Source organism: Candidatus Poriferisodalis sp., from assembly GCF_965208485.1.
In the GTDB taxonomy this organism is placed as follows: domain Bacteria; phylum Actinomycetota; class Acidimicrobiia; order Acidimicrobiales; family Poriferisodalaceae; genus Poriferisodalis.
Genome location: NZ_OZ242344.1, coordinates 3,330,986 through 3,350,807, shown reverse-complemented (window position 1 = coordinate 3,350,807; position 19,822 = coordinate 3,330,986). Strand labels below are relative to the sequence as shown.

Genomic DNA, 19,822 nt, shown 5'->3' with positions numbered 1-19,822 from the left:
CGCCCTGACCTGCACGTTCAGGCGCCAAGCGCTCAGCCGGTATGCAGGAGCACCTGCTTCCACACTGCGATGTCGTCGATCAACACCCACTCGCGCAGGACGCCGTCAGGTCCGAACTCGCACTGGCTGATGCCCATGACGTGCACCTCAGCGCCGCTGGGGGCGCCGTAGCGACCCTCGCCGTCGTGGGTCCCGTCCAGCGACCAGCGAAGAGCTGTGCGTGGCGGACGGTCAGGTTCGCGGCAGCCGATCCGGTGATGAATCGTGAAGCGCGCCGACGGGAACGACGAGGTGAGGCCGAGCCAGAAGCTGTCGGCGCCGCTCCATCCGTGATCTGTGACGCCGCTCGGCAATTCGAGGTGAGCGGCGCGGTCGTATTCGGCGCGGATGACGGACAGATCGCCTGCCATGATCCGGCTGAGCAGCCCGGCATATCGCACGCCATCAGGGTGGTCGTTGCCCGTTCCGCGGTAGCGACCGGTGACATCGCTGCTTGGCGAGAAAGGCGGCGCGGCCCGGCCCGGCCCGGCCTCGGCCTCGATCCGGGCGGCGGCGAAGCTCTTCGGGTCGGCGCCCATCATGCGCACGATGGCGCCCTGGTCCCGGATCAGCCACTCGTCGTAGATCTGGCCGTCCCGAGCCGCGCAGTCCGCGATGATCCGGTACTTGAGCCGGGCGCCCGTGGCCGGGCCATAGATCCCGTCACCAAGATGAGTGGCGGTCGACAGAATCCGATGCGACGACAGGAACCCGTCGTCGGCGTCGCACCAGATGACGTCCTCGCCGAGCAGCTGGCGGTCGGGAAACTCCGCGAGAGTGGCCAGCGTGGCGGCAATGACCGACTGGTTTCCCACCACGACGCCCGCTGGTGAGCGGACGACGACGTCATCGGCGTAGAAGCGACGGAGGGTGTGCACTCTTCGGCGTTCCCAGATGGTCTCGGTGACGCCCAAGATGAAGTCGCGCGGACCGCGGAATTCCTCGCCGAATCCCTCCATGCTCATCTTGTGCCTCCTCGCCTTGCCAGTACAGGCCCGGCGACGAATGCCGGGTCCGATGCAGTGCTGCATACGTAACCATTGCGGCTGACGGACGGCAACTCCTCGCTCGGCGCGCAGATCGTGGCCGCCAGGGCAAGACCGCCGTCGTCGCCCCCGCAGCGCGAGCTGAGATCGATCCTCGGGTTCCGCCCACCCGCAATCCGGCCAAGACTCCCGGTAGACATTCGGCTGGATCTGTCCCTCGATGACGACTGCGGCAGGCTGCCCTACTGCTGCTGCTGTTGCTGGGCGCCCTGCTGCTGCGGCACTGCATCAGCCGGAGGACTCACAGCGACGCTGGCTTGGCGACGGATCGGTTCGGTCACCATGGAGACCGGCGCCGTCGGCTGGGCGATGATCACCTCTGCGTCCACTCTGGCATCGGCCGTTCCGTTGAACACCCCGCGTACGGGCGGAACGTCGTTGTAGTCGCGTCCGTGGCCGATCACCACGTGCCGCTCGCCGACTGGCCCGCCGTTGGTCGGGTCGAGCGCATGCCATCCGTAGCCGGGGACTGCCGCCTCAATCCATGCGTGGGTCTGCACGGAGACAGCCGCCGAGTCGTCCGCAACGGGATGCTCGGAAGCGAACACGTCCTCGCCGAAGGGTCCGTGGCCGGCATGGTCGGCGCCGGCAGTGCGGTCGGGCGCTCGGGCGCCGGCTGGGGCTGCATCGTCAGCCGGGCCGTCATCAGAGTCCTGGCCGGGACATGTCTCATCGAGCGCAAACAGGTAACCCGAGACGTAGCGCGCCGGGATGCCGATGCACCGCAGCATGCCCACCGCCAGATGCGCGAAGTCCTGGCAAACCCCCCGCCCGCCGTCGATCAGCTCCTCCAGCGTCACGCCGATCGAGGTGGAGCCGCGCTCATACGCGAGCACCGTCGGCACAGCCTGGGCGACAGCGAGCACGCGCTCGCACACGTCATCGGCAGCACTGCGGACGGCCCACGACGCCACCTCGTCGACCAGTTCCCCCCATTGCACATGCTGTGACGGCGCGAGGTACTCGATGTGCTGGTTGACGAACTGCTGGTCGCTCAGGCGCTCGCAGCCCACCGGTGCAGGGGCGCTGTCGGTCGGGGTGGTCTCCACCGATGCCTCGGCCAGCACCAGCAGGTCGCCATGCGGTCCGCGTATGCCCAGGTGGTCGACGGTCGTGCCGAAGTAGTCGCGCACCTGCAGCACACGGGTCGCCGGCGTGGTCGTCAGCCGGTACGACAGCACTCTCTGGCGCAGATCGTCACGGGGCCGCACACGGATCTCGTTCTGCGACTCCGAAACGGAATCTGCGTAGGTGAAGTGCAGCCGGTAGGCGATGTCGAGTCTCATTGCGGCCTGCCTGTGCCGGCGCCAGGCCGCACATACTGCGCATGAACTTCGGCGATGCCCGATCTGGCCACCGTGCTGGCATGCACGTCGCCGGCCAGATCGGCCAGCGACGAGCCCAAGTACGTCAGCTCGGCCTCGGGTTCTCTCAGCAGCTCGTCGAGTTCGCCGTATTCCAAGTGCGCCCGCAGCGCCCCGGCACGCCGACGAGGCGTCGCCACCGCACCTGCCGCTGCGGCAAGGTCGTCCAAGCGCTCCTCCACCCGGCCGAGACACCACAGCACAGAGCGTGGGAGGTGCTGGTGCTGCAGGAGGAACCTCGCTACCGCTTGCCACTCCGGCGAGTGGCCCAGCTCGCGTTTCGCGGCCTGCAGCGAGTGCGTGAACGCCAGCAGCCGGTTGCCGTCGAACACGTCGCTGCCGGTTCCCAAGCCCGACTTCAGCAGCTCGACCGTCAGGATCGACCGCTCGAGCAAGCGGCCCGCCTCCATGAAGGCGTAGCCCTCGTCGCGGCTCATCGACTCGGTCATCACGCCGCTGAGCGAGCGGCAGCCCCGCCGGGCAGTGATCACCGACATGCGCGACACCTCGCCGCCGGTCTGCTCGCGCGCTGCGGAGCCGACAGACTTGGCACTCTGCATCAGGATGTGCAGGCTGTTGGCCTCCTCCCACAGCTCAACCGGAATGCGGTCGCGCACGATGCGCAGGTTCTCCCGCACTGCCTGCACCGCAGACACCACCGAACCGGGGTGCGAGTCGTCCGATACCAAGAAGTCCATGACGGCGTACGAGCCGGTGCCGACCTGGGCTGCGACGAACTCGTCCTGCAGCCCCAGAGCCTGGACCAGCCGGCGTGAAGCCAGCCGAGCCTCGGTGGCTTGTCGGTGCATCACCGCGTTGGTCTCCACGGAAACGCACCGGGCGATGGTGTCGGCCCGCTCGAGATAACGGCCGGCCCACAGCAGGGAATCGGCGTGACGCGCCAGGATCATCGGCCTGACCCGTGCCCGGCAGGATCAATCGACGGCTCGCCATTGGGCTGCCCGGATCGCGACTGGGAGCCGTCAGCCAGCACCCAGGTGTCCTTCGAGCCACCGCCTTGGGACGAGTTCACGATCAGTGATCCCTTGCGCATGGCCACACGCGTCAGGCCGCCCGGGAACACCTGCGTCCGCTCGCCGGTGATCACGAACGGCCGCAGGTCAAGGTGGCGCGGCTCCAGCACGTCATCGCACAGAGAGGCGAGCGTCGACAGCTCCACCACTTCTTGCACCACCCAATTCCGCGGATCCCGCTCGATCTCGGCCCGTGCGTCCGCCAACTGCTCGTCAGATGCGTCACGGCCGATGACGATGCCGTATCCCCCCGATTCGCCGACCGGCTTGATGACCAGTTCGTCGAGCCGTTCGAACGCCGCCGCGCGCTGGTCGGACTCCCACATCACATAGGTCTCGACGTTGGGGAGGATCGGCTGCTCACCCAAGTAGTAGCGAATCAGGTCGGTGACGTAGGGATGGATGGCTTTGTCGTCCGCCACGCCGTTGCCGATCGAGTTGCACACCGTCACCGTGCCCGCACGCATGGCGCCGAGCAGTCCCGGAACACCCAGCGTCGAGTCGGGGCGGAACGAGACCGGGTCCAAGAAGGAGTCGTCGATGCGGCGGTAGATCACGTCGACCGGCACCAGCCCCTCGATGGTGCGCAGGTACACGACATGCTCATCGGTGACGAGATCTGGGCCTTCGACCAGCTCCACGCCCATCTCGCGGGCGAGGAATGCATGCTCGAAGTAGGCCGAGTTGTAGATGCCCGGCGTGAGGATCACGATGAGCGGCTTGTCACCGGATCCGGTGGGCGCCACGGATTCGAGCGCAGTGCGCAGCATCCGGCCGTACTGGCTCACCGGCTCGACAGTGTGGTCTTCCCACACACGGGGAAACGCCTTGGTCATCGCCGCCCGGTTCTCGATGACGTAGCTGATCCCGCTCGGATTGCGCAGGTTGTCCTCGAGTACCCGGTACTGGCCTTCCGCATCGCGCACCAGGTCGATGCCTGCAATGACGCAGTGGGCGTCGTGCGGCACACTGACGCCGAACGCGTTGCGCTCGAAACCGTCGGACGACTGCACCAGCCACGCCGGCACGACGCCATCGGCCATGGCCGCGCCCTCGCCGGTGTAGATGTCGGCCAAGAACCTGTTCAGCGCCGTGACGCGCTGTGCGAGGCCCCGCTCGATCTCGCGCCACTCTGCTGCGGCGATGAGCCGGGGGAACAGGTCCATCGGCCAGGTCCGCTCGGTGCCCTGCGAGTCGCCATAGACGGTGAAGGTGATGCCTTGGCGACGGAACTCCTCTTCGATGATTCCCTCGCGGCGCCTCAGTTCGTCCGTGCCGAAGTTGGCAAAGCGCTCCACGATGGCCGCGTACAGCGGCCGGACAGTGCCGTCACGGTCAAACGCCTCGTCAAAGGCAGGGAACTCGGCGTCAGGCTTCCGCATCTCCGCCATGGCCCATTTGATAGCGCGTCAGCCCATGTGCCGGTGTCATCGTCGCTTGCGACGGCTCGGTCAGCCCAGATCGTGAGCGGCCGACTCGTCGGCTCGCGGGAACGGTGTGGCTACGCTCGCCGGATGGCCGCAGTCTCAGAAACCGCAACGGAACAGCCCTCTGCAGAACAATTCGGCGACCCGCACGCTGAGGAGGCCATCAAGGCCGCCCTCGCTGCCGTCGCGGGCCCTGGCTCGTTCTTCACGGGGACCGAGCGGCTGGCCATGGCCGCCCGGGCTCGAGTGGCCCGGGGCTTGGCCGACGCGGAGACTGACCTTCCCCCCATCGTGGCCGCGACGGTGGATCGGGTAGCGGTGGATGCCATCGCGACCCGGCCGTCCCACATCGAGGCGTGGCGTGACGATGGTCGGGACGCCTTGGCCTACGTCGAACTGGTCTCGGTCGTTTCCCAGATCTGCGGCATCGACTCCTACCGCGTCGGCCTTGGCGCCGGTCTTGACCCGCTGCCCGCTCCCGTCGTCGGCGAACCCGTGCCCGCTGCGGCCGAAGGCGCAGCCAAGGCGAACGCTTGGGTGCCCACCGTCGGCATCGCTCTCGCGCCGACGGCACTGTCGGCACTTCCCCGTGAGAACGCCACCAAGGCGGGCCTCGGCGCAGCCTGGTACATCACTGACAAAGTCATCCATCAGTACGACGTCGAACCGGGCAGAGAACTCACCCGACCGCAGATGGAGCTCGTGGCCGCCCGGACGTCGTGGCTCAACGAGTGCTTCTTCTGACTGTTCGGCCACACGTGGATGCTCCGTGAGAGCGCCAACGCCCAAGGCCAGCCGATCAACGTGCCAGCCGTCACGCGGCCGCTGCTCGGCGCGCGACTCCCTCTCGGGGACGAGCTTCTCGCCTTCACCGATGCCATCGTCCTGCTCAACTTCGACGAGCTGCCGCTCGCCCGAGCCGACCTCGCATCCGCCGGGGGCAGCGGGGCGGTAACCCGGGCTGCGGCCGTCTGCGCCAACTTCGAGGCCACCAATCGCGTCGTCGACGCTGTCGGCGTGCCCGTCAACAAGCGCTTCTACGACATCGGCGCCGAACTCGGAGTCGAGATACCCGACCACCTCCGCTGAGTGGGCGCACCACGCGACGCTTGATCATGTCGTGGACATGCCCCGGCTTCGCTCTGGGCTTTCCGCTCGTATCTCCCGACCTCGATTCGGTACGGGTGCGCGGGCCGCTCGGGCACGGGGCATGCACAGCGAGTCCAAGGGCCGGACCTGGACGGGTTCGCGGGCCGCCCGGGCACGGGGCTCATCAGGCTCTCAAGCGTCGAGTGAGTCGCGCAGCTCCTGAGCGCAGGTGTGCAGGTAGTTCCGGCCGGTTGCGGTCACCAAGCTGTAGGCGAGCGCATCGATCGCATCGGCCTTGAGCCGTGTCATGGCCTCTGCTTCGTGGCCGAGCGCGAGCACCAGGTCGCACAGCTCTGCGCACCACTGCGCCTCGCCGTCGGCGAGCGCCTCTCGGGCAGCTGCCGCAAGCGTCTCGGGACCCCCGGCAAGCGCCGCCAGCCGCCGGGCCCGGTCGGCGGGATGCAGCGGGTTCATCTGGGTCGGATTGCCGTCGAACCAGCCCAGGATGCCGCTGAAGATCGCCCGCACCGACCATGCCACGTTGCCGTAGTACTGGCCCAGCAGAGGATGATCCGCGAGGTCGGGCGGCAACGTGACCTCGTGGGCCAGTTCGTCGGGCGTCTTGCCGGCGTTCATGCCGGCGATCGTCTCGTTGTAGATGTGCCACAGGCCGCGGCTGTAGGTCTCGAGCGCAGCATCGACCTGGGCTGCTCCGGAGAACGGCGTGGTGTGGCCCAGCACCAGGTGGTCGGCCTCCATGGCACGGATCCGGTCGACCGATTCGCACCAGTCCCGCACGTCACGGTACTGCGTGCCCCGGATGGCGTAGAGGTTGGGGAACGAGCGGTACATGTTGTCGCCGGCGAACACGACCCGCTCATCCGCGAACCACGTCATGATCTGGTCCTCGGTCTCGCCCGGGTTGTGCGAGACCTCCAGGCGGACACCGCCGATCTCGATGACCGCCGAGCCCTCGAACCGCTTGGTCGGGAAGGTGCGGGGGTCGGGGCCTCCGCCGGGACCGCCCGCCAGCGCACCGGCTTTGGGGTAGACGGCGGGAGCGATGCCGTTGTTGATGCGCTTGTCGGGCGGCAGCTTGAATCCGGCCTGCCGCAGGCCGCGGGCACCCGCGATCGACACGCCGTTGCGGGCGAATCGCCGCGCCTCGTCACCGAAATGCTGCACGCCCCAGATCTCGATGTCGGGGTTCTCGTCGATCAGTGCGGGAGCGCCGCCGGTGTGATCGGGATGGCCGTGGGTGTACACGAGCGCCATGATCGGCAGATCGGTGTGGCGCCGGAGTTCCGCTATCGCGTCGGCCGTTCGCTGCGGGATGCTGCCGCCGTCGACGGCCACCACGCCGCTGTCGCCCAGCACGAACGAGAACGTGGAGACGCCGTAGCCCACCGCCACGAAGACGTGCTCGGTGAGCTGGATGAACTGCTCGGCAAACAGGTGCTCGATCGACCGCAGCTCGGCCGAGGCCGGAGTGTCCATCGGATCGATCGCTGCCTCATCGGTGCCCGTCGTCATCATCGCCGCCTTCCTTGAAGTTTCGGTTGAAGGTTTGTCTCCTGGGCGCTGCGCCGGTCTCGACCGTCAGCAGACGCTGGCGCTCGGGCAGCTCAGCGGTCACCGAGCGTCTTCTCCAGCATGTCGATGGTCTCCATCGCGCCGAGCGCCTGGGCGACGGACGCGTTGGGTTCACGCCTCTCGCTGATAGCCGAGACGAACTCCCGGTCCTGCAATTCAATGCCGTCATTCGAGACGGCCACGCCTGACAGGTCGATCGGACTGTCGTACCCGTCCACGAGGTCGTCGTAGCGGGCGATGTAGGTGCCGTTGTCGCAGATGTAGCGGAAGAACGTCCCGAGCGGCCCGTTGTTGTTGAACGAGAGCGACAGCGTGCACAGCGCCCCCGACGGCACGCTCATGCCGATCGTCATGTCCATGGCGATTCCCAGCTCGGGGTGCGTCGGGCCCTGCTGTGCCCAGCCGGCGGTGATCGGTTCGCCCGTCTGGTAGCCGAAGAGATCCACGGTGTGGCATGAGTGGTGCCACAGCAGGTGATCGGTCCACGTTCGTGGCTTGCCCATGGCATTGCGGTTCTCGCGCCGGAAGAAGTACGTCTCGACGACGAGGTGCTGCAGCGTCAGCTCGCCGCGGCTGATGCGGTCGTGCACCCACTGGTGGCTCGGGTTGAAGCGCCGGGTGTGGCAGACCATCGCGGTGACGCCGGTTTCGTGCTGGGTCCGCACCAGCTGCTGGCTGTCTGCAAGATTGTCGGCCATCGGAATCTCGACGAGCACGTGCTTGCCCGCCCGCATGGTCATGACCGCCTGTCCAGCGTGCATCTGCGTCGGGGTTGCGAGGATTGCTGCATCGGCCTCGAGCGCGAGCGCTTCGGCCAGATCCAGCGTCCAGCGTTCGATGCCGAACTCGTTCGCAAAGGCCGCGGTGTCGTCCGCGATGCCGCCTACCAGGGCGACCACCTCGACATCGTCGATCCGCTGCAGCGCAGCCATGTGCCTGCGCCCGATGGCGCCCTCTCCGGCCAGGATGATCTTCACCGCGCTCCCCGTCTCGGCAGCCGCATTCAGCGCCAGACCCTAGGCCGAACGCTCCGCCCTAGGAATCAGGGGAATTGTCCGGGGCTCTCACCTGCGGGGCGGCGAGCGCTGAAGCCGCCCGCCGTAGCGTGCGCAAACCGGCGACGATCTGACTCGAACGCATCTCTGCTTCGCAGCCGAGGCATCCGCTGTTGGGTACTCTCGACGCCGTGCATTGGAGAGTTCGGTCTATTGCTTCAGAGCGTCACGACACCTCAGAGCAAGGCAAGGGCCGATCTCGGATGGCTGTTGGTTCAGCAGCGGGGTACAGACGGACCAGCGGGTCGAGGCTCGTCTCGGTGGCCGAGACATCTACATTCCGCCGGACCTCCTGAGCATGTCATGCCGTCATCGAACCGAACTCGCTGGTAGGCGTCGAGGATGAATTCGTGAATGCCACAGACTCCCAGGGTGTCCTACACGAGGCTGTCGGCACACTCGAATCGCGTTCTAGCGAGCAAACCGACGGGGTGTGGCTCGAACGTCTGACCGCCGATGTTGCGCCGCTGATCAAGGACTGGCATCTCGACGGCTGCTGGAGATGGCAGGACTGGCCTGAGCGTGACGATGTGATGCCCGAAGGCACGCCTGCCGTTGACGTGGGAATCGACCTGGTGGCGAGGCGAAGCAGTGACGGTCGGTGGGTGGCCATTCAAGCGAAAGCCCGACAGCTCGACGACCGCGGCGAAGGAGCACCGATCAACTCATCTGAGATGAACAAGTTCCTCAGTGCCGCATCGGACAGGAGCATTTGGGCCGAGCGTTGGGTGGCCGTGAACGGCGATGTGCGTCTCGCGGGGCATTCGCCTGGCAAGGTCGCCATGTCAGGTGCCCCTGTAAAGGTGGTGAACGTTGCCAGCGCCGTGGAGATCCAGTACCACGCCTTGGCTGACATGTCTGAGCACGACCTTTGCGCACACTGCGGGAACTTGTCGCCGACGGCTCCAGCCAGTTCCGGCGACTACGTCCCCATGCAACAAACGCGCTCCTGCATGCAACGTGAAGCCGTCAAGGCGGCCGTCGAGCGACTGAAGGACAATCAGGAAGCCGACGAGCCGGGCATACCCCGAGGCGAGGCCCGCGGTCGCATGGTCCTGCCATGCGGCACAGGCAAGACCAGGATCGCTCTGCGCATCGTCGAACAGTTGACGTATGCAGGGGAATTCTCGGTGGTGCTGTGCCCGTCAATTGCTCTGGTGGCCCAGATACGGCGCGAGTTCCTCGAGAACACCGAGATGCCGCTGCGGGTGATGGCTGTTTGCTCCGACCAAGGCGTGGCAGCCGACGAGGAGAAGGTCGCGAATGACGACGATGCCACTCTCGACCGGGGCATGGAAACGGTTGATGTCATCAAGGGTTGCCCTGTCACGACCGACCCAGGCGAGATAGCCGAGTGGATTCAGGGAAGACGCGACGGGCGCGCATCGGACGCGATCAGCGTGATCTTCGGTACCTATCAGTCGGCTAGGCGCGTCTCAGAGGGCATCGCTCAAGCGGACGCAGCGGACGGCTTCAAGGTGCTCGTCTGTGACGAAGCGCATCGCACCGCCGGCGTGCGAAGGCGCAATCGCAGCACAGCTGCCGACGAGCGGCTGCGCGATTTCACGCTCTGCCATGACAGCGAGGCTTTCCCCGCGACGTATCGGGTGTATCAGACCGCCACACCTCGCATATATGGAGACGCCGCCTTGGCCGAAGCGGCAGGACGATCCAAGAGTGCCGAGTGGATCGTCAGGCACATGGATGACCAATCAGTGTTCGGGGTCGAGCTGTATCGCCGCTCCTATGCGGACGCCGTTCATAACAAGTGGCTGTCGGACTATCGGATCATCGCAATGGGGGTTGGCGACCAAGAAGCCCTCGATATCGCCAATCTGCTGGTCCTCGAAGCAGACCAGAAGGCCGCCGATGAAGCCGAAGCCGCGTCATCCAGGGGCATCGATGGTTCCAAGACAAAAGGGCGCTCCAAACGCCGCGAGAGGCTGCCTACCACTGGGGACTACCTCAAGGGAATGGCGTTCGCGCTCGCGATCGGCGGAGGCGCGATGTCAACTGACGGAAGCCGTGTCCCAATCAGATCGTGCATCGGGTTCCTGAACACCATCGCTCGCAGCCGAGCGATGACCGATGTGCTGCAGTCCGAAGCCGTCAAGTCGTGGATCTCCGGCCAAGTCGAAGGCGACGCTGACGTCGACTATACGCTCGAGCATCTCGACGCGTCTTCCCCAGTAGCGAAGCGGGACGAGGCCAAACGCCGCCTCGCCGCAGCGGGGACAGACGAACCGCACGGGATTCTGAATGTGGGCATTTTCGGCGAGGGAACCGACTCGCCATCCTTGTCCGCTGTTGCGTTCCTGGAGCCACGCAAGTCCCCGATCGACGTGGTGCAAGCAGTCGGACGGGCGATGCGCCGCGCGCAGGGCAAAGAGCTTGGCTACATCATCGTGCCCGTCGTCATACCTCCGGGTGTTGACGCCGAGCGCCATCTGGCCGTCAGCGATAAGCACGAAGGCTGGCGCGAGCTTGGCGACATCCTGCAAGCGCTTCGTGCCCATGACCAGCGCATCGAGGACGCGCTCCCCGAAGTTCTGACAATCCAGATTCCGGCCGACCAGCCGCCGATGCTCGAGTTGAAAACCGTCGTCGCCATCGGGAGGCCCGACCGCAAGAACCTCGAATATGCAGTGGTGACCGGTAACCGCGATGAAGCCGAGGATGTCGCCCGCGCCGCGGTGAAGCAGGAACGCCCGCTACTGGAGTTCGACAGTGCGGAGAAGTTCGACGAGACGCTGTGGGCCGAGCTCAAGGATCAGCCAACCTCGATGATCGTCCACGTCGAACGTACTGACGGCAGCACCGAGACCCGCGAGGACAGTGTGGTCCGGCACAAGCCAAAGCCCCGTCAAGAGCAAGGCGACGTCAACGCACAGCAGACCCGGCGGCGCGCCAGCAAGATGGCCAACGGCGAGCGGGGTAGGCCGCTGCCTGATCCCGCCGAGCGTGCCCGGCAACGCGCAGAACGAGAGCAGAAGCGCAAAGAGCGAGAAGACGAGCGGACACGCCAGTTCGAGACCCACATCCAAGGAGTGCTCGTCGATCTGTCGGACCGGATGGGTGGCGCCATCGCCATGAACCTGCTGGAGAAGTCAGGACTGACCGGCAACAAGGTCAAACGCGACCTGAACTTGCTTCGCGGGACTGTGACCGAAGCAGCACGGGTCATCCATGACGAGACTGGCCTCGCCGCAGCGCTCGACGAGCACTTTGGGATAGATCGGTTGTCGGCTCCTAAGCAGGGCAAACCACGCGCAGATGGAGCCACGGTTGCCTCGCTGCTGTGGATGAATGCCGCGATGCTGCATCAGCGGGTGCACGCGGGCGGATGGGTTGGACGGCGAGGCATTGAACCGCTGGCAGCGATTAAGGCATCGCCGGAACCGGATGAGCTATTCCGCGAGTCGTGGAATGCGATCACGCGCCAGGACTTCCTGCCGGTCCTCGAACCGGCACTCGAAGCGCTTACCGCTGCGCGCCGCACACACCGTCTCGGCGGGCTGCGTCGCGCTTTGCGGCGCATAGCGGAGGAAGCCGAGCTCATTGCTGAGACTTACGCCGATATGGGCACCGATCATGCCGGCGCGTTGTTCAACGAGGTCATGGGCGATCAGTCGTCCGATGGAGCATTCTTCACTCGTCCGGTAGCCGCCGACATCGCAGCCATGCTCGTGTTGGAAGCCACGGACCCCGACGACTCGCTCGACTGGTCCGACCCGGACGTGTGGCGAGACCACAAGACCGTCGACTTGGCCTGCGGTTCAGGCACTTTGCTCACGGCGGTGATGACCGAGATGAAACGCCGGGCAAGAAGGAACGGCGCCGACGATGCCCGCCTCGCCGATCTTCAACAGGTCGCTGTCCAAGAAGTCCTCAAGGGAATGGACATCAACCCCGTATCGCTCCAGCTCGCAGCGACCCAGCTGATGTCCGGCAACACCGACGTCAAATACCGCAAGATGGGCTTGCACCTGATGCCGTACGGCAGGCAACCCGGTGGCGAAGTTGCGGCAGGAACGCTTGAGATGCTCGCCCGCAGCGAGCTTGTGGACGCGAGGCGCTTGTTCGACGACGCTGTGGACTCTGCGCGCCTCAAGACAGGCGCCGAGACGGTGGTGGAAGGCCCCGAGATGGACGATGCCGTCTCCGCCGCCCGCAACGCTCGGATCGTCATCATGAACCCTCCCTTCACGAACCGCACCAAAGCAGGGGAAAAGCTCGAGCCGAGTGAGCAGCAGGCGCTGCGTCGCCGGATTGACGCCCTTGAGCAGATGCTGATCAGATCCGAACCATCGCTGGACGGAGCGCTCGACAAGAACTCCATCCGGCCAATGTTCGAAACACTGGCCGGGTGCTGCCTATCGGAAGGCAAGGAGAACGTGATCGCGATGATCGCCCCGACGATCATCGCGGCTGCACCATCCGCCGCTGACATGCGTCAGTGGATGGCAGCGCGTTTCCACCTGCACACGATCCTGACGAGCTTTGCTTCTCGTGACGGGAACCTGTCGCAGAGCACCGAGATCAATGAGAGCATCTTCGTGTTCCGTCAATGTGACGGCCCCCACCCTCCGACGCGAATCGTGGCGCTGGACCGCTTCCCATCAGATGAACAGGAAGCTGAGACGCTGCACTCCTATCTGCGATCCACTCAAGCAGGAATCCTGCCCGATGGGTGGGGAGAAGTCTCAAGCTGGCCCGCTGAGGCCGCCATCGCAGGCGACTGGACCGCCGCCGTGTGGCGGGCCCCCCGCCTGGCAGCGGCCGCGTCGGCATTCGCCCGGCACGCCGACCTCGCGGCGCTGCACGCGAACGGGGGGGGGGGGGGGGGTATCCACAAGACCAACCCGATCCTCAGCGCCAGATACCGCAGAACGACAAATCCGACAGGCCGGGCCGCGTGAGAGTCCACGCGACCCTCCAGTCTCTCTACAGCGGCCATCGCAAGACGACGCCGCCGCTCGAAGACGGGGGCGAGTAGTGCGCCAAACAGGTCGAGACCTGCATCGCGGGGGACATCAACCGGCAGACGAGGCCAAAGATGACTCTTTCCCGATACTGGCCTCCAAGGGCGCCGATGGCCAACAGCGCATCGAAGCCGTGCCCGACGAGTGGTGGGAACCCAGAGAACCAGGTGACTTGTCGATCCGCGCGAAAGCTGGACACCTGTTGGTGACGATGGGGCAAGGGCTTTCGACAGCTCGGCTCACTGCTGTTGCCTCGGACGAGCGATATGTCGGACAGGGGTGGATGCCTGTAACTGGCTTAGACCCGGCACCAGCGAAGGCAGCTGCCGTGTTTCTCAACTCCACCCCCGGCAGGCTGCTGATCTTGCGAAGCCCGGGCAAGAAGCTGAGATTCCCCTTCTACAACCCCGTCGTATGGGGCGACCTACCGATCCCAGACCTAGAAGACGATCGCATCACCGAGCCGCTGACAGCCTGTTGGGAAGCCACTCGACACGAGATCGTGCCGCAATTCCGTGATGGCTACACCTCCATCCGCCACCGCTGGGACGAAGCGGTGTGCGATGCATTGGGCTGGGACATCGACGAGGTAGCCGAACTCGGCAAGATCTTGGCAAACGAACCGCACGTCAGGGGAGTCCCGCACGGCCAGTGGATGGCGTGAGTGAATCATGCCGGGCATGGCAGAGACTGGCGAAGACCCTGCAGTACCGATGGCTTCTCCGGTCGCTCACGGAGAAAACAGCACCGTTGGAGATTCGCTGCAAGACCTGGATTCTCGGAGGCGCCGAGCCAGCACAGCAGCCGCGAGAGGTCCACTGCTCGGGATCGCGCCCGCACACTGCGCCGGGCTCACCCGGCCGATAGTCCGAGATAAAGCAGGATGCGTTTCTGAGCGATTTCGAGCTTGTCGCTGGGCAAACGGCCGAGCAGCTTGCCCGTCGGTACGTCCGTTTTGGCGACGGGCTGCAACGCGGGTATGCGTATCCAGCTCTTGCGCTTGAGGCCTGCTTCACCTGCGCTGAGCTTCACGCACAGTGGTGTCCAACGAGTGGTCTCGCTTGAGATTGGGCATCCGAGCACGGTCGGCAAGTCGGGATCGGGACCGTTCAAGAAGCTGAGCACGACGAAGGGCCGGGGCTGCGTGTCGGGATACACCTTGCGATCACTTGCGGGCGGCAGATTTAGCAAACGATCCGCGACGAGGAACACATCGCCGACGTTCACCATGAGTGCGAATCAGTCGAGAAGAAGCGAATTCGCGTACGCCCGGTTGCCCCTGAACGGGCCGATGAACTCGACAGCGTCAGGAAGCCCGTCGGGACCCACGTCGCTCAGGTCGGCGTCTGGGACGTGAGCGAAACGCTCGGCCAGTTCCGCCTTGATCATGTCCATATCCGTCGATTCGGGTCGCTCGTCGAGATCGAGAAGCATCCCCTTGATCCCCTCGGACTGGGCTTCAAGCATCGGCGCTGTCGAGTATGCGATCTCAGTGAGCGCTCTCGCGTTCTTGTGCCCGTGCTCTTCGAGCACCGCATCCAAATGCTCCAACAGCTCGTCGCTGCGCTGCATCAGATCCGTCGCCACATTGGGTCGCGCCCTGAGCCGGTACTCAGTCGCGTAGGCCGACAGGCGCCACGACTCGCGCTCCACCGCACCCGTGTTCACCAAGGCGTCTTCGGCGCTCCGTAACGACTGGCAATACGGGCCGTAGTGCCACCACCGCCACAGAATCCCTGACCGCGCTGCGCCAGTCGCGGCGACACAGCGGAGGTCCGCCAAGTACAAGAGTTTGACGACCTTGGTCCGCGTCATGCTCAGCGCTCGCCGAGCGGCGAGCACAAGCAAAGCGTGGATCGATGCCGCTGCCCGATCAGGATCCGTGCTCATCAGCACCACTCACAGAGCATACGCATCAAGTCCGATTCTTCATGGCAGCTTCTCACTTGGCCGGTCTACCTACCGATGCCCACGCTCGTGGGCATACACCGAACCTGATCAGCTGGCAGCGCGAAGCGAGCAGCGCGTCGCCCCGTGCGACTTCGCGACGAGAGCGTCAGACCGCTCGGGTCGCCGCTTCGCCTAACGGCTCTACCTCCTAGGGTGGCCCTCGTGCCCGAATTCGAGCGCGTCGCCGGGCCGTTCTCATTCACCGAGGGTCCGGTATGGGACGGCGAGCGCGTCGTCTTCACCGACATCCCGCCGAGTCGCATCATGGCGTTCGATCCCGCGACCGGCACCACCGAGGTCCTCATGGAGGGCACCGAGAAGAGCAACGGGCTGGCGCTCGACGCTGATGGCTGGCTGTACGCGTGCCAGGACGCCGGCCGGAGGGTCGTGTGGTACGAGTCAGACGGCAGCCGCACGGTGGTCGTCGAGACGTTCGAGGGACGCCGCCTCAACAGTCCCAACGATCTGGCCATCGACCGGGCCGGCCGCATCTGGTTCAGCGACCCTCGCTACGGCGACAACCGGGCCGACATGGAGCTGGACCACGAGTCGGTGTACCTGGCAACACCAGCAGATGCAGCCGGGGTCACAGCCGTGAATGCTACCGGCGACGATGGCTGCCGGCTGGCACGGGTGACCCTCGACACCACCCGTCCCAACGGAGTCCTGCTCGATGCGGCCGAGACCACGCTGTTCGTGGCCGAGTCCCCGAGGGCACCTGAAGGCCGGCGGGAGCTGCGGGCCTACCCGATCGGCAGCGACTTCAGCCTCGGCGCGCCCGTGGTAAGTGGGTAGCGCCGCAGCTAGTTCGATAGATCCAGGCCCGCGCCAGCGGCCAGCTCTGGAACCACACCAGGCGCAGCGCGACCCGCCGTAAGCACAGCGGCAGGACCAAGCGCCAGCGGCTACTTCTGGAACCACATGTAGGCGAACCAGACCGTGTCGGGCGGGCCGGCATAGGGCTCCAGCTCGAATCTGCACGGTTCGTCGCCGAGACGAGGATCGTCCTGCTCAGCCAGGACGGCCATCAGGCGAGCCTCCATCCGGGCGCGCACGTCCTCATATGCCGGGTCGCCGGCCACGTTGTTGAGATAGTCGGGATCGACCCGCAGGTCGTACAGCTCCTCACGGGGCCGCTTGCCGACCGCCAGGTCATACAGCGACTCCACGTCGTGGTCCTCGCGGTGGTTCACCATCCAGGCCTTGGTGGGCCCGTTGTCCCAGTCCATCAGCGTGCACAGCGGGTTGTTCACCAGTTGATCCCACGACGGCACCGTGTCGGGGTCGTCCAGACCGATCGGGTCGCCCATCGGCCAGCGGTCGGGCTCGAAGTTGACGATGTAGATGAAGTCCCGCTCGCGCAGCGACCGCTGCGGGTAGGGCAGGAAGCCGGCCCGGGCCTGAGCCACGTGACGCTCACGGCCAGTCACCACGAAATCCCGCTCGGGATCGATCTGGCCACTGCGGGGGCTCCGCAGAAGCGGCAACAGGCTCGTGGCGGTCATGCCGTAGGGCACGTCGATGTCGCCCGCCTCGCACAGCGTCGGCCCGAAGTCCATGAGGTTCACGAAATCCTCCACCACGCGTCCTGGTGCCACCACGCCGGGCCAGCGCACGGCCAACGCCACTTCACACCCGATGTCGTAGAGGTTGTTCTTGGCGCGGGGCAGCCCCGGCACCCCGTGATCACCGCTGACAATCAAGATCGTGTCGTCGTAGACGCCGGCCTTGCGGAGCTCTTCCACCAGAATCCCGAGGCCGTGGTCGAACGCGAGGCATTCGCCGAGGTAGTCGGCGGCGTCCTCGCGGATCTCACCCACATCAGGCAGGAAGCTGGGCATGCGGCCAGCCAGGTCGTCGGGCTCGATGCCCCACAGCGCCTTGCCCGAGCCCCGCTCCCATGAGCGATGGGTGTTGGCGGGGCCCCACCAGTAGCAGAACGGCCGGTCGGTGCGACGGGCCAGCAGGAACGAGCGGATGTTGTCCCGCACCTCGGTGTAGAGCAGCTGCTTGGCGGCCTCGATGCCGAACTTGGCGCCGAAGCTGGTCACATAGTGAGAGAACTGGTTGAAATCGAGACCGGCCTGGTTGTACGAGGTGCGCACGCCGCCCATCGGGGCGTTGCGGGTCTGGCCCGGGCTCCACACCTTGTAGGTGTGGCCGATCTCGTAGCCGCCCTTGTCCTCGAGCTCAAGCGGGAACGTCGGGATCTCGTCATCCCAGTTACGAGCCCATCAGGATCGCCCCGAGCCCGGTCTGCCAGAAATAGCGGCCGGCCAATATCGAACTGCGGCACGGGGTGCAGGTGGGCGCCGGCACGAGGGCGTTCGTGAACAGCGCCCCCTCAGCCGCGATCTGGTCGAAGTTGGGCGTCTCGATGAGCTGGTTGAGCGATCCCGAGCGCTCGTACGGCCGGTAGGCACTGGCGTAGCGGCCCCAGTCGTCGGCAAATGCAATCACAATGTTGGGCGGCAGGGGTCCTCCCGGGATCTTGAGTACCGTCGGAGCCTATGTCTGGCACCGGAGGTCGCCGTGGGTGAGCCGGCTGTGCCGAGCGCAGTCGGGGCATGGCGGCTGCGCTTCCGCACGGTGCGCGGCAAGGAGCAGCCCGTCGTGGCGCTCGCCGCCGACGGGACGGGCATATTCCAGAGTCCCGAAGGGCCGCTAGCCGTGACCGCCACCTACGACGGCGACGACGTGACGTTCTTCGCTGAGCACAAGACCGTCATGACCGACTTCAAGCTCCGCTTCCGCGGGACGATCAGCGGCGACACGTTCGACGGGATGCTGCAGACCGCCGGCGGACCTCACCCGGTCACCGGCGAGCGCGTCGGCTGAGCGGACTGGCTGCTCGCACTGAGCCAGTGCGACACGGCTACAGGAGAAGTTGGGTCCGGCCGTCAGTTGATGGCGTTCGGGGCGAGGCCCGATGCATGGTGTTCGCAATCGAATCCGCTACCAGTGCATTCGCCGACGCGGGCCGCGACGACAGGGCGAGTGCGGCGAGGGCGCCTGATGCCTGCACGAACCACTCAAGACGAACGGCAGTGAGCAAGTCCTCCTCGCGACCTCGCGAACAGCTACCCTTCTGCTGCTCATATTGGTCTCGGTACTTTCTTCATGCATACCAGTCCTCATGCATATCAGTGCCGCCGACCACCAAGACAGGGGTCATCAGATGAAACTCAGGATTTGCGCGTCGCTGCTAGCCGCGACGCTCGCTCTCGGGGGATTGCCGTCCACTGCGGCGGCCGATGGCGGCGACACAACACGAGCTGAGGAGGCATTCAAGACCGTAGCTGGACAGGTCAGTGGCCTTGCTGCGCTCCTCAACGGCACCGCTGCCGACGCGACGGCGCTCACCATCGACGAATCCGATAAGGCGGACAAGGTGTTGTCGATGGGCTCAGATGGTTCAGATGCGCTGAGCCTCCCGGCGGACCCAGCCGAACCCATCCTGATGAACCGCGAGGGCGGAACCTCCGTCGGCGTGGCGCTGCCTGGAACGCCCGACCGCGGCAAGCCCGTAGGCGGGAACATGGTTCTCTTCGAGGACATCGCCAAGGACACCGACGCGCTCGTCCAGGCCCAAACCGATGCTGGGGTGCGAGTGCTCACTGTCATCAACAGTGCGCAGGCACCCACGGAATTCGACTACAACCTCAAACTCGACGATGGGCACAAGCTGCGCTCACTGCAAGACGGACGTGTAGTCATTGTGGACGGTGACGACATCGTCCTGTCGATCATCGAGGCTCCTTGGGCATACGACGCGCAAGGCAACGCCGTCGCAGTCAACTACACCACATCCGACGATGCCCTGACGCTGAACGTCCTTCACGACGACTCGACTGTCTACCCGGTGCTCGCCGACCCCGTGTTCAAATGGGGGATCATCTCAGGCACCATGTATCTGGACCGTCAAGAAACTCGCAACATCGCAGTTGCCGGCGTCGTGCCGGCCGCTGTGTTCGCGCTGGCCGGTCCGTTTGGTTGGTACCTCGCTCTTTCCGTGGCCGAGATGGTTGCATGGGCATGGACGGCGAACGCAAGTGACGGTACGTGTTTGAAGTTGAAGTTCGGCTGGCAATGGAACTGGGGACGTCTCAACAGGTTCTTCGAGCCGGGTCACTACCAAGACGAAGCAGGCGTCAGATGCAGCTAGAACGAAGCTGAGGTACCGAAGCAGAACTCGTGAAGCTGATCTCGCTGGCGATCGCCGCGTTGGTGATGGTCGTTCTGA

General features: G+C 65.5%; 18 protein-coding genes. 7 read left to right on the top strand and 11 right to left on the bottom strand.

Annotated features, from left to right (window positions below; translation table 11 throughout):
* Window positions 1-32 precede the first annotated feature (32 nt).
* The 4 genes from ACOGXQ_RS15615 to ACOGXQ_RS15600 form a co-directional block, all read right to left on the bottom strand.
* A complete protein-coding gene (locus tag ACOGXQ_RS15615; protein ID WP_419944541.1) occupies window positions 33-1,004 on the bottom strand; it encodes an ester cyclase in 972 nt (323 codons plus the stop codon).
* A 263-nt stretch (window positions 1,005-1,267) separates the two neighbouring features.
* Window positions 1,268-2,371, bottom strand: a complete 1,104-nt coding sequence (locus tag ACOGXQ_RS15610; protein WP_419944540.1) for a transglutaminase family protein — start codon at window positions 2,369-2,371, stop codon at window positions 1,268-1,270.
* Complete coding sequence (locus ACOGXQ_RS15605) at window positions 2,368-3,360, bottom strand: alpha-E domain-containing protein (protein ID WP_419944539.1); 993 nt, start codon at window positions 3,358-3,360, stop codon at window positions 2,368-2,370. The genes ACOGXQ_RS15610 and ACOGXQ_RS15605 overlap by 4 nt, the downstream gene beginning before the upstream one ends.
* On the bottom strand, window positions 3,357-4,874 hold the full coding sequence (locus ACOGXQ_RS15600; protein WP_419944538.1) for a circularly permuted type 2 ATP-grasp protein: 1,518 nt from the start codon (window positions 4,872-4,874) through the stop codon (window positions 3,357-3,359). The genes ACOGXQ_RS15605 and ACOGXQ_RS15600 overlap by 4 nt, the downstream gene beginning before the upstream one ends.
* A gap of 123 nt (window positions 4,875-4,997) precedes the next feature.
* Here ACOGXQ_RS15600 and ACOGXQ_RS15595 point away from each other — a divergent pair, with 123 nt between their 5' ends.
* Together ACOGXQ_RS15595 and ACOGXQ_RS15590 are read left to right on the top strand one after the other, a co-directional pair.
* Window positions 4,998-5,654: a hypothetical protein gene (locus tag ACOGXQ_RS15595; protein ID WP_419944537.1), complete on the top strand. Its 657-nt coding sequence runs from the start codon at window positions 4,998-5,000 to the stop codon at window positions 5,652-5,654.
* Window positions 5,655-5,672: 18 nt separating this feature from the next.
* Window positions 5,673-5,999 (top strand): hypothetical protein, encoded by a 327-nt coding sequence (locus ACOGXQ_RS15590; protein ID WP_419944536.1) that lies wholly within the window; start codon window positions 5,673-5,675, stop codon window positions 5,997-5,999.
* Between the two features lie 192 nt (window positions 6,000-6,191).
* On the opposite strand, the gene ACOGXQ_RS15585 is transcribed toward ACOGXQ_RS15590, so the two are convergent.
* Genes ACOGXQ_RS15585 through ACOGXQ_RS15575 form a run of 3 tightly spaced genes read right to left on the bottom strand, consistent with a single transcriptional unit; the run spans window position 6,192 to window position 8,569 of the window.
* The gene (locus ACOGXQ_RS15585; RefSeq protein ID WP_419944535.1) at window positions 6,192-7,532 is read right to left on the bottom strand and encodes an alkyl sulfatase dimerization domain-containing protein; all 1,341 of its coding nucleotides are present in this window, start codon (window positions 7,530-7,532) and stop codon (window positions 6,192-6,194) included.
* Window positions 7,513-7,635, bottom strand: coding sequence for a hypothetical protein (locus ACOGXQ_RS15580; protein WP_419944534.1), 123 nt, complete (start codon window positions 7,633-7,635; stop codon window positions 7,513-7,515). The genes ACOGXQ_RS15585 and ACOGXQ_RS15580 overlap by 20 nt, the downstream gene beginning before the upstream one ends.
* On the bottom strand, window positions 7,625-8,569 hold the full coding sequence (locus ACOGXQ_RS15575; protein ID WP_419944533.1) for a Gfo/Idh/MocA family oxidoreductase: 945 nt from the start codon (window positions 8,567-8,569) through the stop codon (window positions 7,625-7,627). Before ACOGXQ_RS15575 ends, ACOGXQ_RS15580 begins: the two co-directional genes overlap by 11 nt.
* 428 nt (window positions 8,570-8,997) lie before the next feature.
* Here ACOGXQ_RS15575 and ACOGXQ_RS15570 point away from each other — a divergent pair, with 428 nt between their 5' ends.
* Both ACOGXQ_RS15570 and ACOGXQ_RS15565 read left to right on the top strand, forming a co-directional pair.
* Window positions 8,998-13,566 carry a DEAD/DEAH box helicase family protein gene (locus ACOGXQ_RS15570; RefSeq protein WP_419944532.1) on the top strand — a complete coding sequence of 1,523 codons (4,569 nt, stop codon included), beginning with the start codon at window positions 8,998-9,000 and terminating at the stop codon, window positions 13,564-13,566.
* Window positions 13,567-13,957: 391 nt separating this feature from the next.
* Window positions 13,958-14,293, top strand: coding sequence for a hypothetical protein (locus ACOGXQ_RS15565; protein WP_419944531.1), 336 nt, complete (start codon window positions 13,958-13,960; stop codon window positions 14,291-14,293).
* Between the two features lie 188 nt (window positions 14,294-14,481).
* On the opposite strand, the gene ACOGXQ_RS15560 is transcribed toward ACOGXQ_RS15565, so the two are convergent.
* Window positions 14,482-14,859, bottom strand: a complete 378-nt coding sequence (locus ACOGXQ_RS15560) for a type II toxin-antitoxin system PemK/MazF family toxin (RefSeq protein WP_419944530.1) — start codon at window positions 14,857-14,859, stop codon at window positions 14,482-14,484.
* Window positions 14,860-14,868: 9 nt separating this feature from the next.
* Window positions 14,869-15,519 (bottom strand): Panacea domain-containing protein, encoded by a 651-nt coding sequence (locus ACOGXQ_RS15555; protein WP_419944529.1) that lies wholly within the window; start codon window positions 15,517-15,519, stop codon window positions 14,869-14,871.
* 222 nt (window positions 15,520-15,741) lie between these two features.
* Here ACOGXQ_RS15555 and ACOGXQ_RS15550 point away from each other — a divergent pair, with 222 nt between their 5' ends.
* Window positions 15,742-16,374: an SMP-30/gluconolactonase/LRE family protein gene (locus ACOGXQ_RS15550; RefSeq protein ID WP_419944528.1), complete on the top strand. Its 633-nt coding sequence runs from the start codon at window positions 15,742-15,744 to the stop codon at window positions 16,372-16,374.
* Between the two features lie 110 nt (window positions 16,375-16,484).
* Here ACOGXQ_RS15550 and ACOGXQ_RS15545 read toward each other — a convergent pair whose 3' ends face one another.
* Window positions 16,485-17,726: a sulfatase/phosphatase domain-containing protein gene (locus ACOGXQ_RS15545; RefSeq protein ID WP_419944527.1), complete on the bottom strand. Its 1,242-nt coding sequence runs from the start codon at window positions 17,724-17,726 to the stop codon at window positions 16,485-16,487.
* 76 nt (window positions 17,727-17,802) lie between these two features.
* Window positions 17,803-18,039, bottom strand: coding sequence for a sulfatase-like hydrolase/transferase (locus tag ACOGXQ_RS15540; RefSeq protein ID WP_419944526.1), 237 nt, complete (start codon window positions 18,037-18,039; stop codon window positions 17,803-17,805).
* Window positions 18,040-18,111: 72 nt separating this feature from the next.
* Here ACOGXQ_RS15540 and ACOGXQ_RS15535 point away from each other — a divergent pair, with 72 nt between their 5' ends.
* Window positions 18,112-18,417 (top strand): hypothetical protein, encoded by a 306-nt coding sequence (locus ACOGXQ_RS15535; protein ID WP_419944525.1) that lies wholly within the window; start codon window positions 18,112-18,114, stop codon window positions 18,415-18,417.
* Between the two features lie 340 nt (window positions 18,418-18,757).
* Window positions 18,758-19,744, top strand: a complete 987-nt coding sequence (locus ACOGXQ_RS15530) for a hypothetical protein (protein ID WP_419944524.1) — start codon at window positions 18,758-18,760, stop codon at window positions 19,742-19,744.
* Window positions 19,745-19,822 lie beyond the last annotated feature (78 nt).

Excerpts from the sequence above, each read along its gene's own strand:
- ACOGXQ_RS15615 (WP_419944541.1), bottom strand. The coding sequence starts at position 1,004 with ATGAGCATGGAGGGATTCGGCGAGGAATTCCGCGGTCCGCGCGACTTC.
- ACOGXQ_RS15610 (WP_419944540.1), bottom strand. The coding sequence starts at position 2,371 with ATGAGACTCGACATCGCCTACCGGCTGCACTTCACCTACGCAGATTCC.
- ACOGXQ_RS15605 (WP_419944539.1), bottom strand. The coding sequence starts at position 3,360 with ATGATCCTGGCGCGTCACGCCGATTCCCTGCTGTGGGCCGGCCGTTAT.
- ACOGXQ_RS15600 (WP_419944538.1), bottom strand. The coding sequence starts at position 4,874 with ATGGCGGAGATGCGGAAGCCTGACGCCGAGTTCCCTGCCTTTGACGAG.
- ACOGXQ_RS15595 (WP_419944537.1), top strand. The coding sequence starts at position 4,998 with ATGGCCGCAGTCTCAGAAACCGCAACGGAACAGCCCTCTGCAGAACAA.
- ACOGXQ_RS15590 (WP_419944536.1), top strand. The coding sequence starts at position 5,673 with ATGCTCCGTGAGAGCGCCAACGCCCAAGGCCAGCCGATCAACGTGCCA.
- ACOGXQ_RS15585 (WP_419944535.1), bottom strand. The coding sequence starts at position 7,532 with ATGACGACGGGCACCGATGAGGCAGCGATCGATCCGATGGACACTCCG.
- ACOGXQ_RS15560 (WP_419944530.1), bottom strand. The coding sequence starts at position 14,859 with ATGGTGAACGTCGGCGATGTGTTCCTCGTCGCGGATCGTTTGCTAAAT.
- ACOGXQ_RS15555 (WP_419944529.1), bottom strand. The coding sequence starts at position 15,519 with ATGAGCACGGATCCTGATCGGGCAGCGGCATCGATCCACGCTTTGCTT.
- ACOGXQ_RS15530 (WP_419944524.1), top strand. The coding sequence starts at position 18,758 with ATGAAACTCAGGATTTGCGCGTCGCTGCTAGCCGCGACGCTCGCTCTC.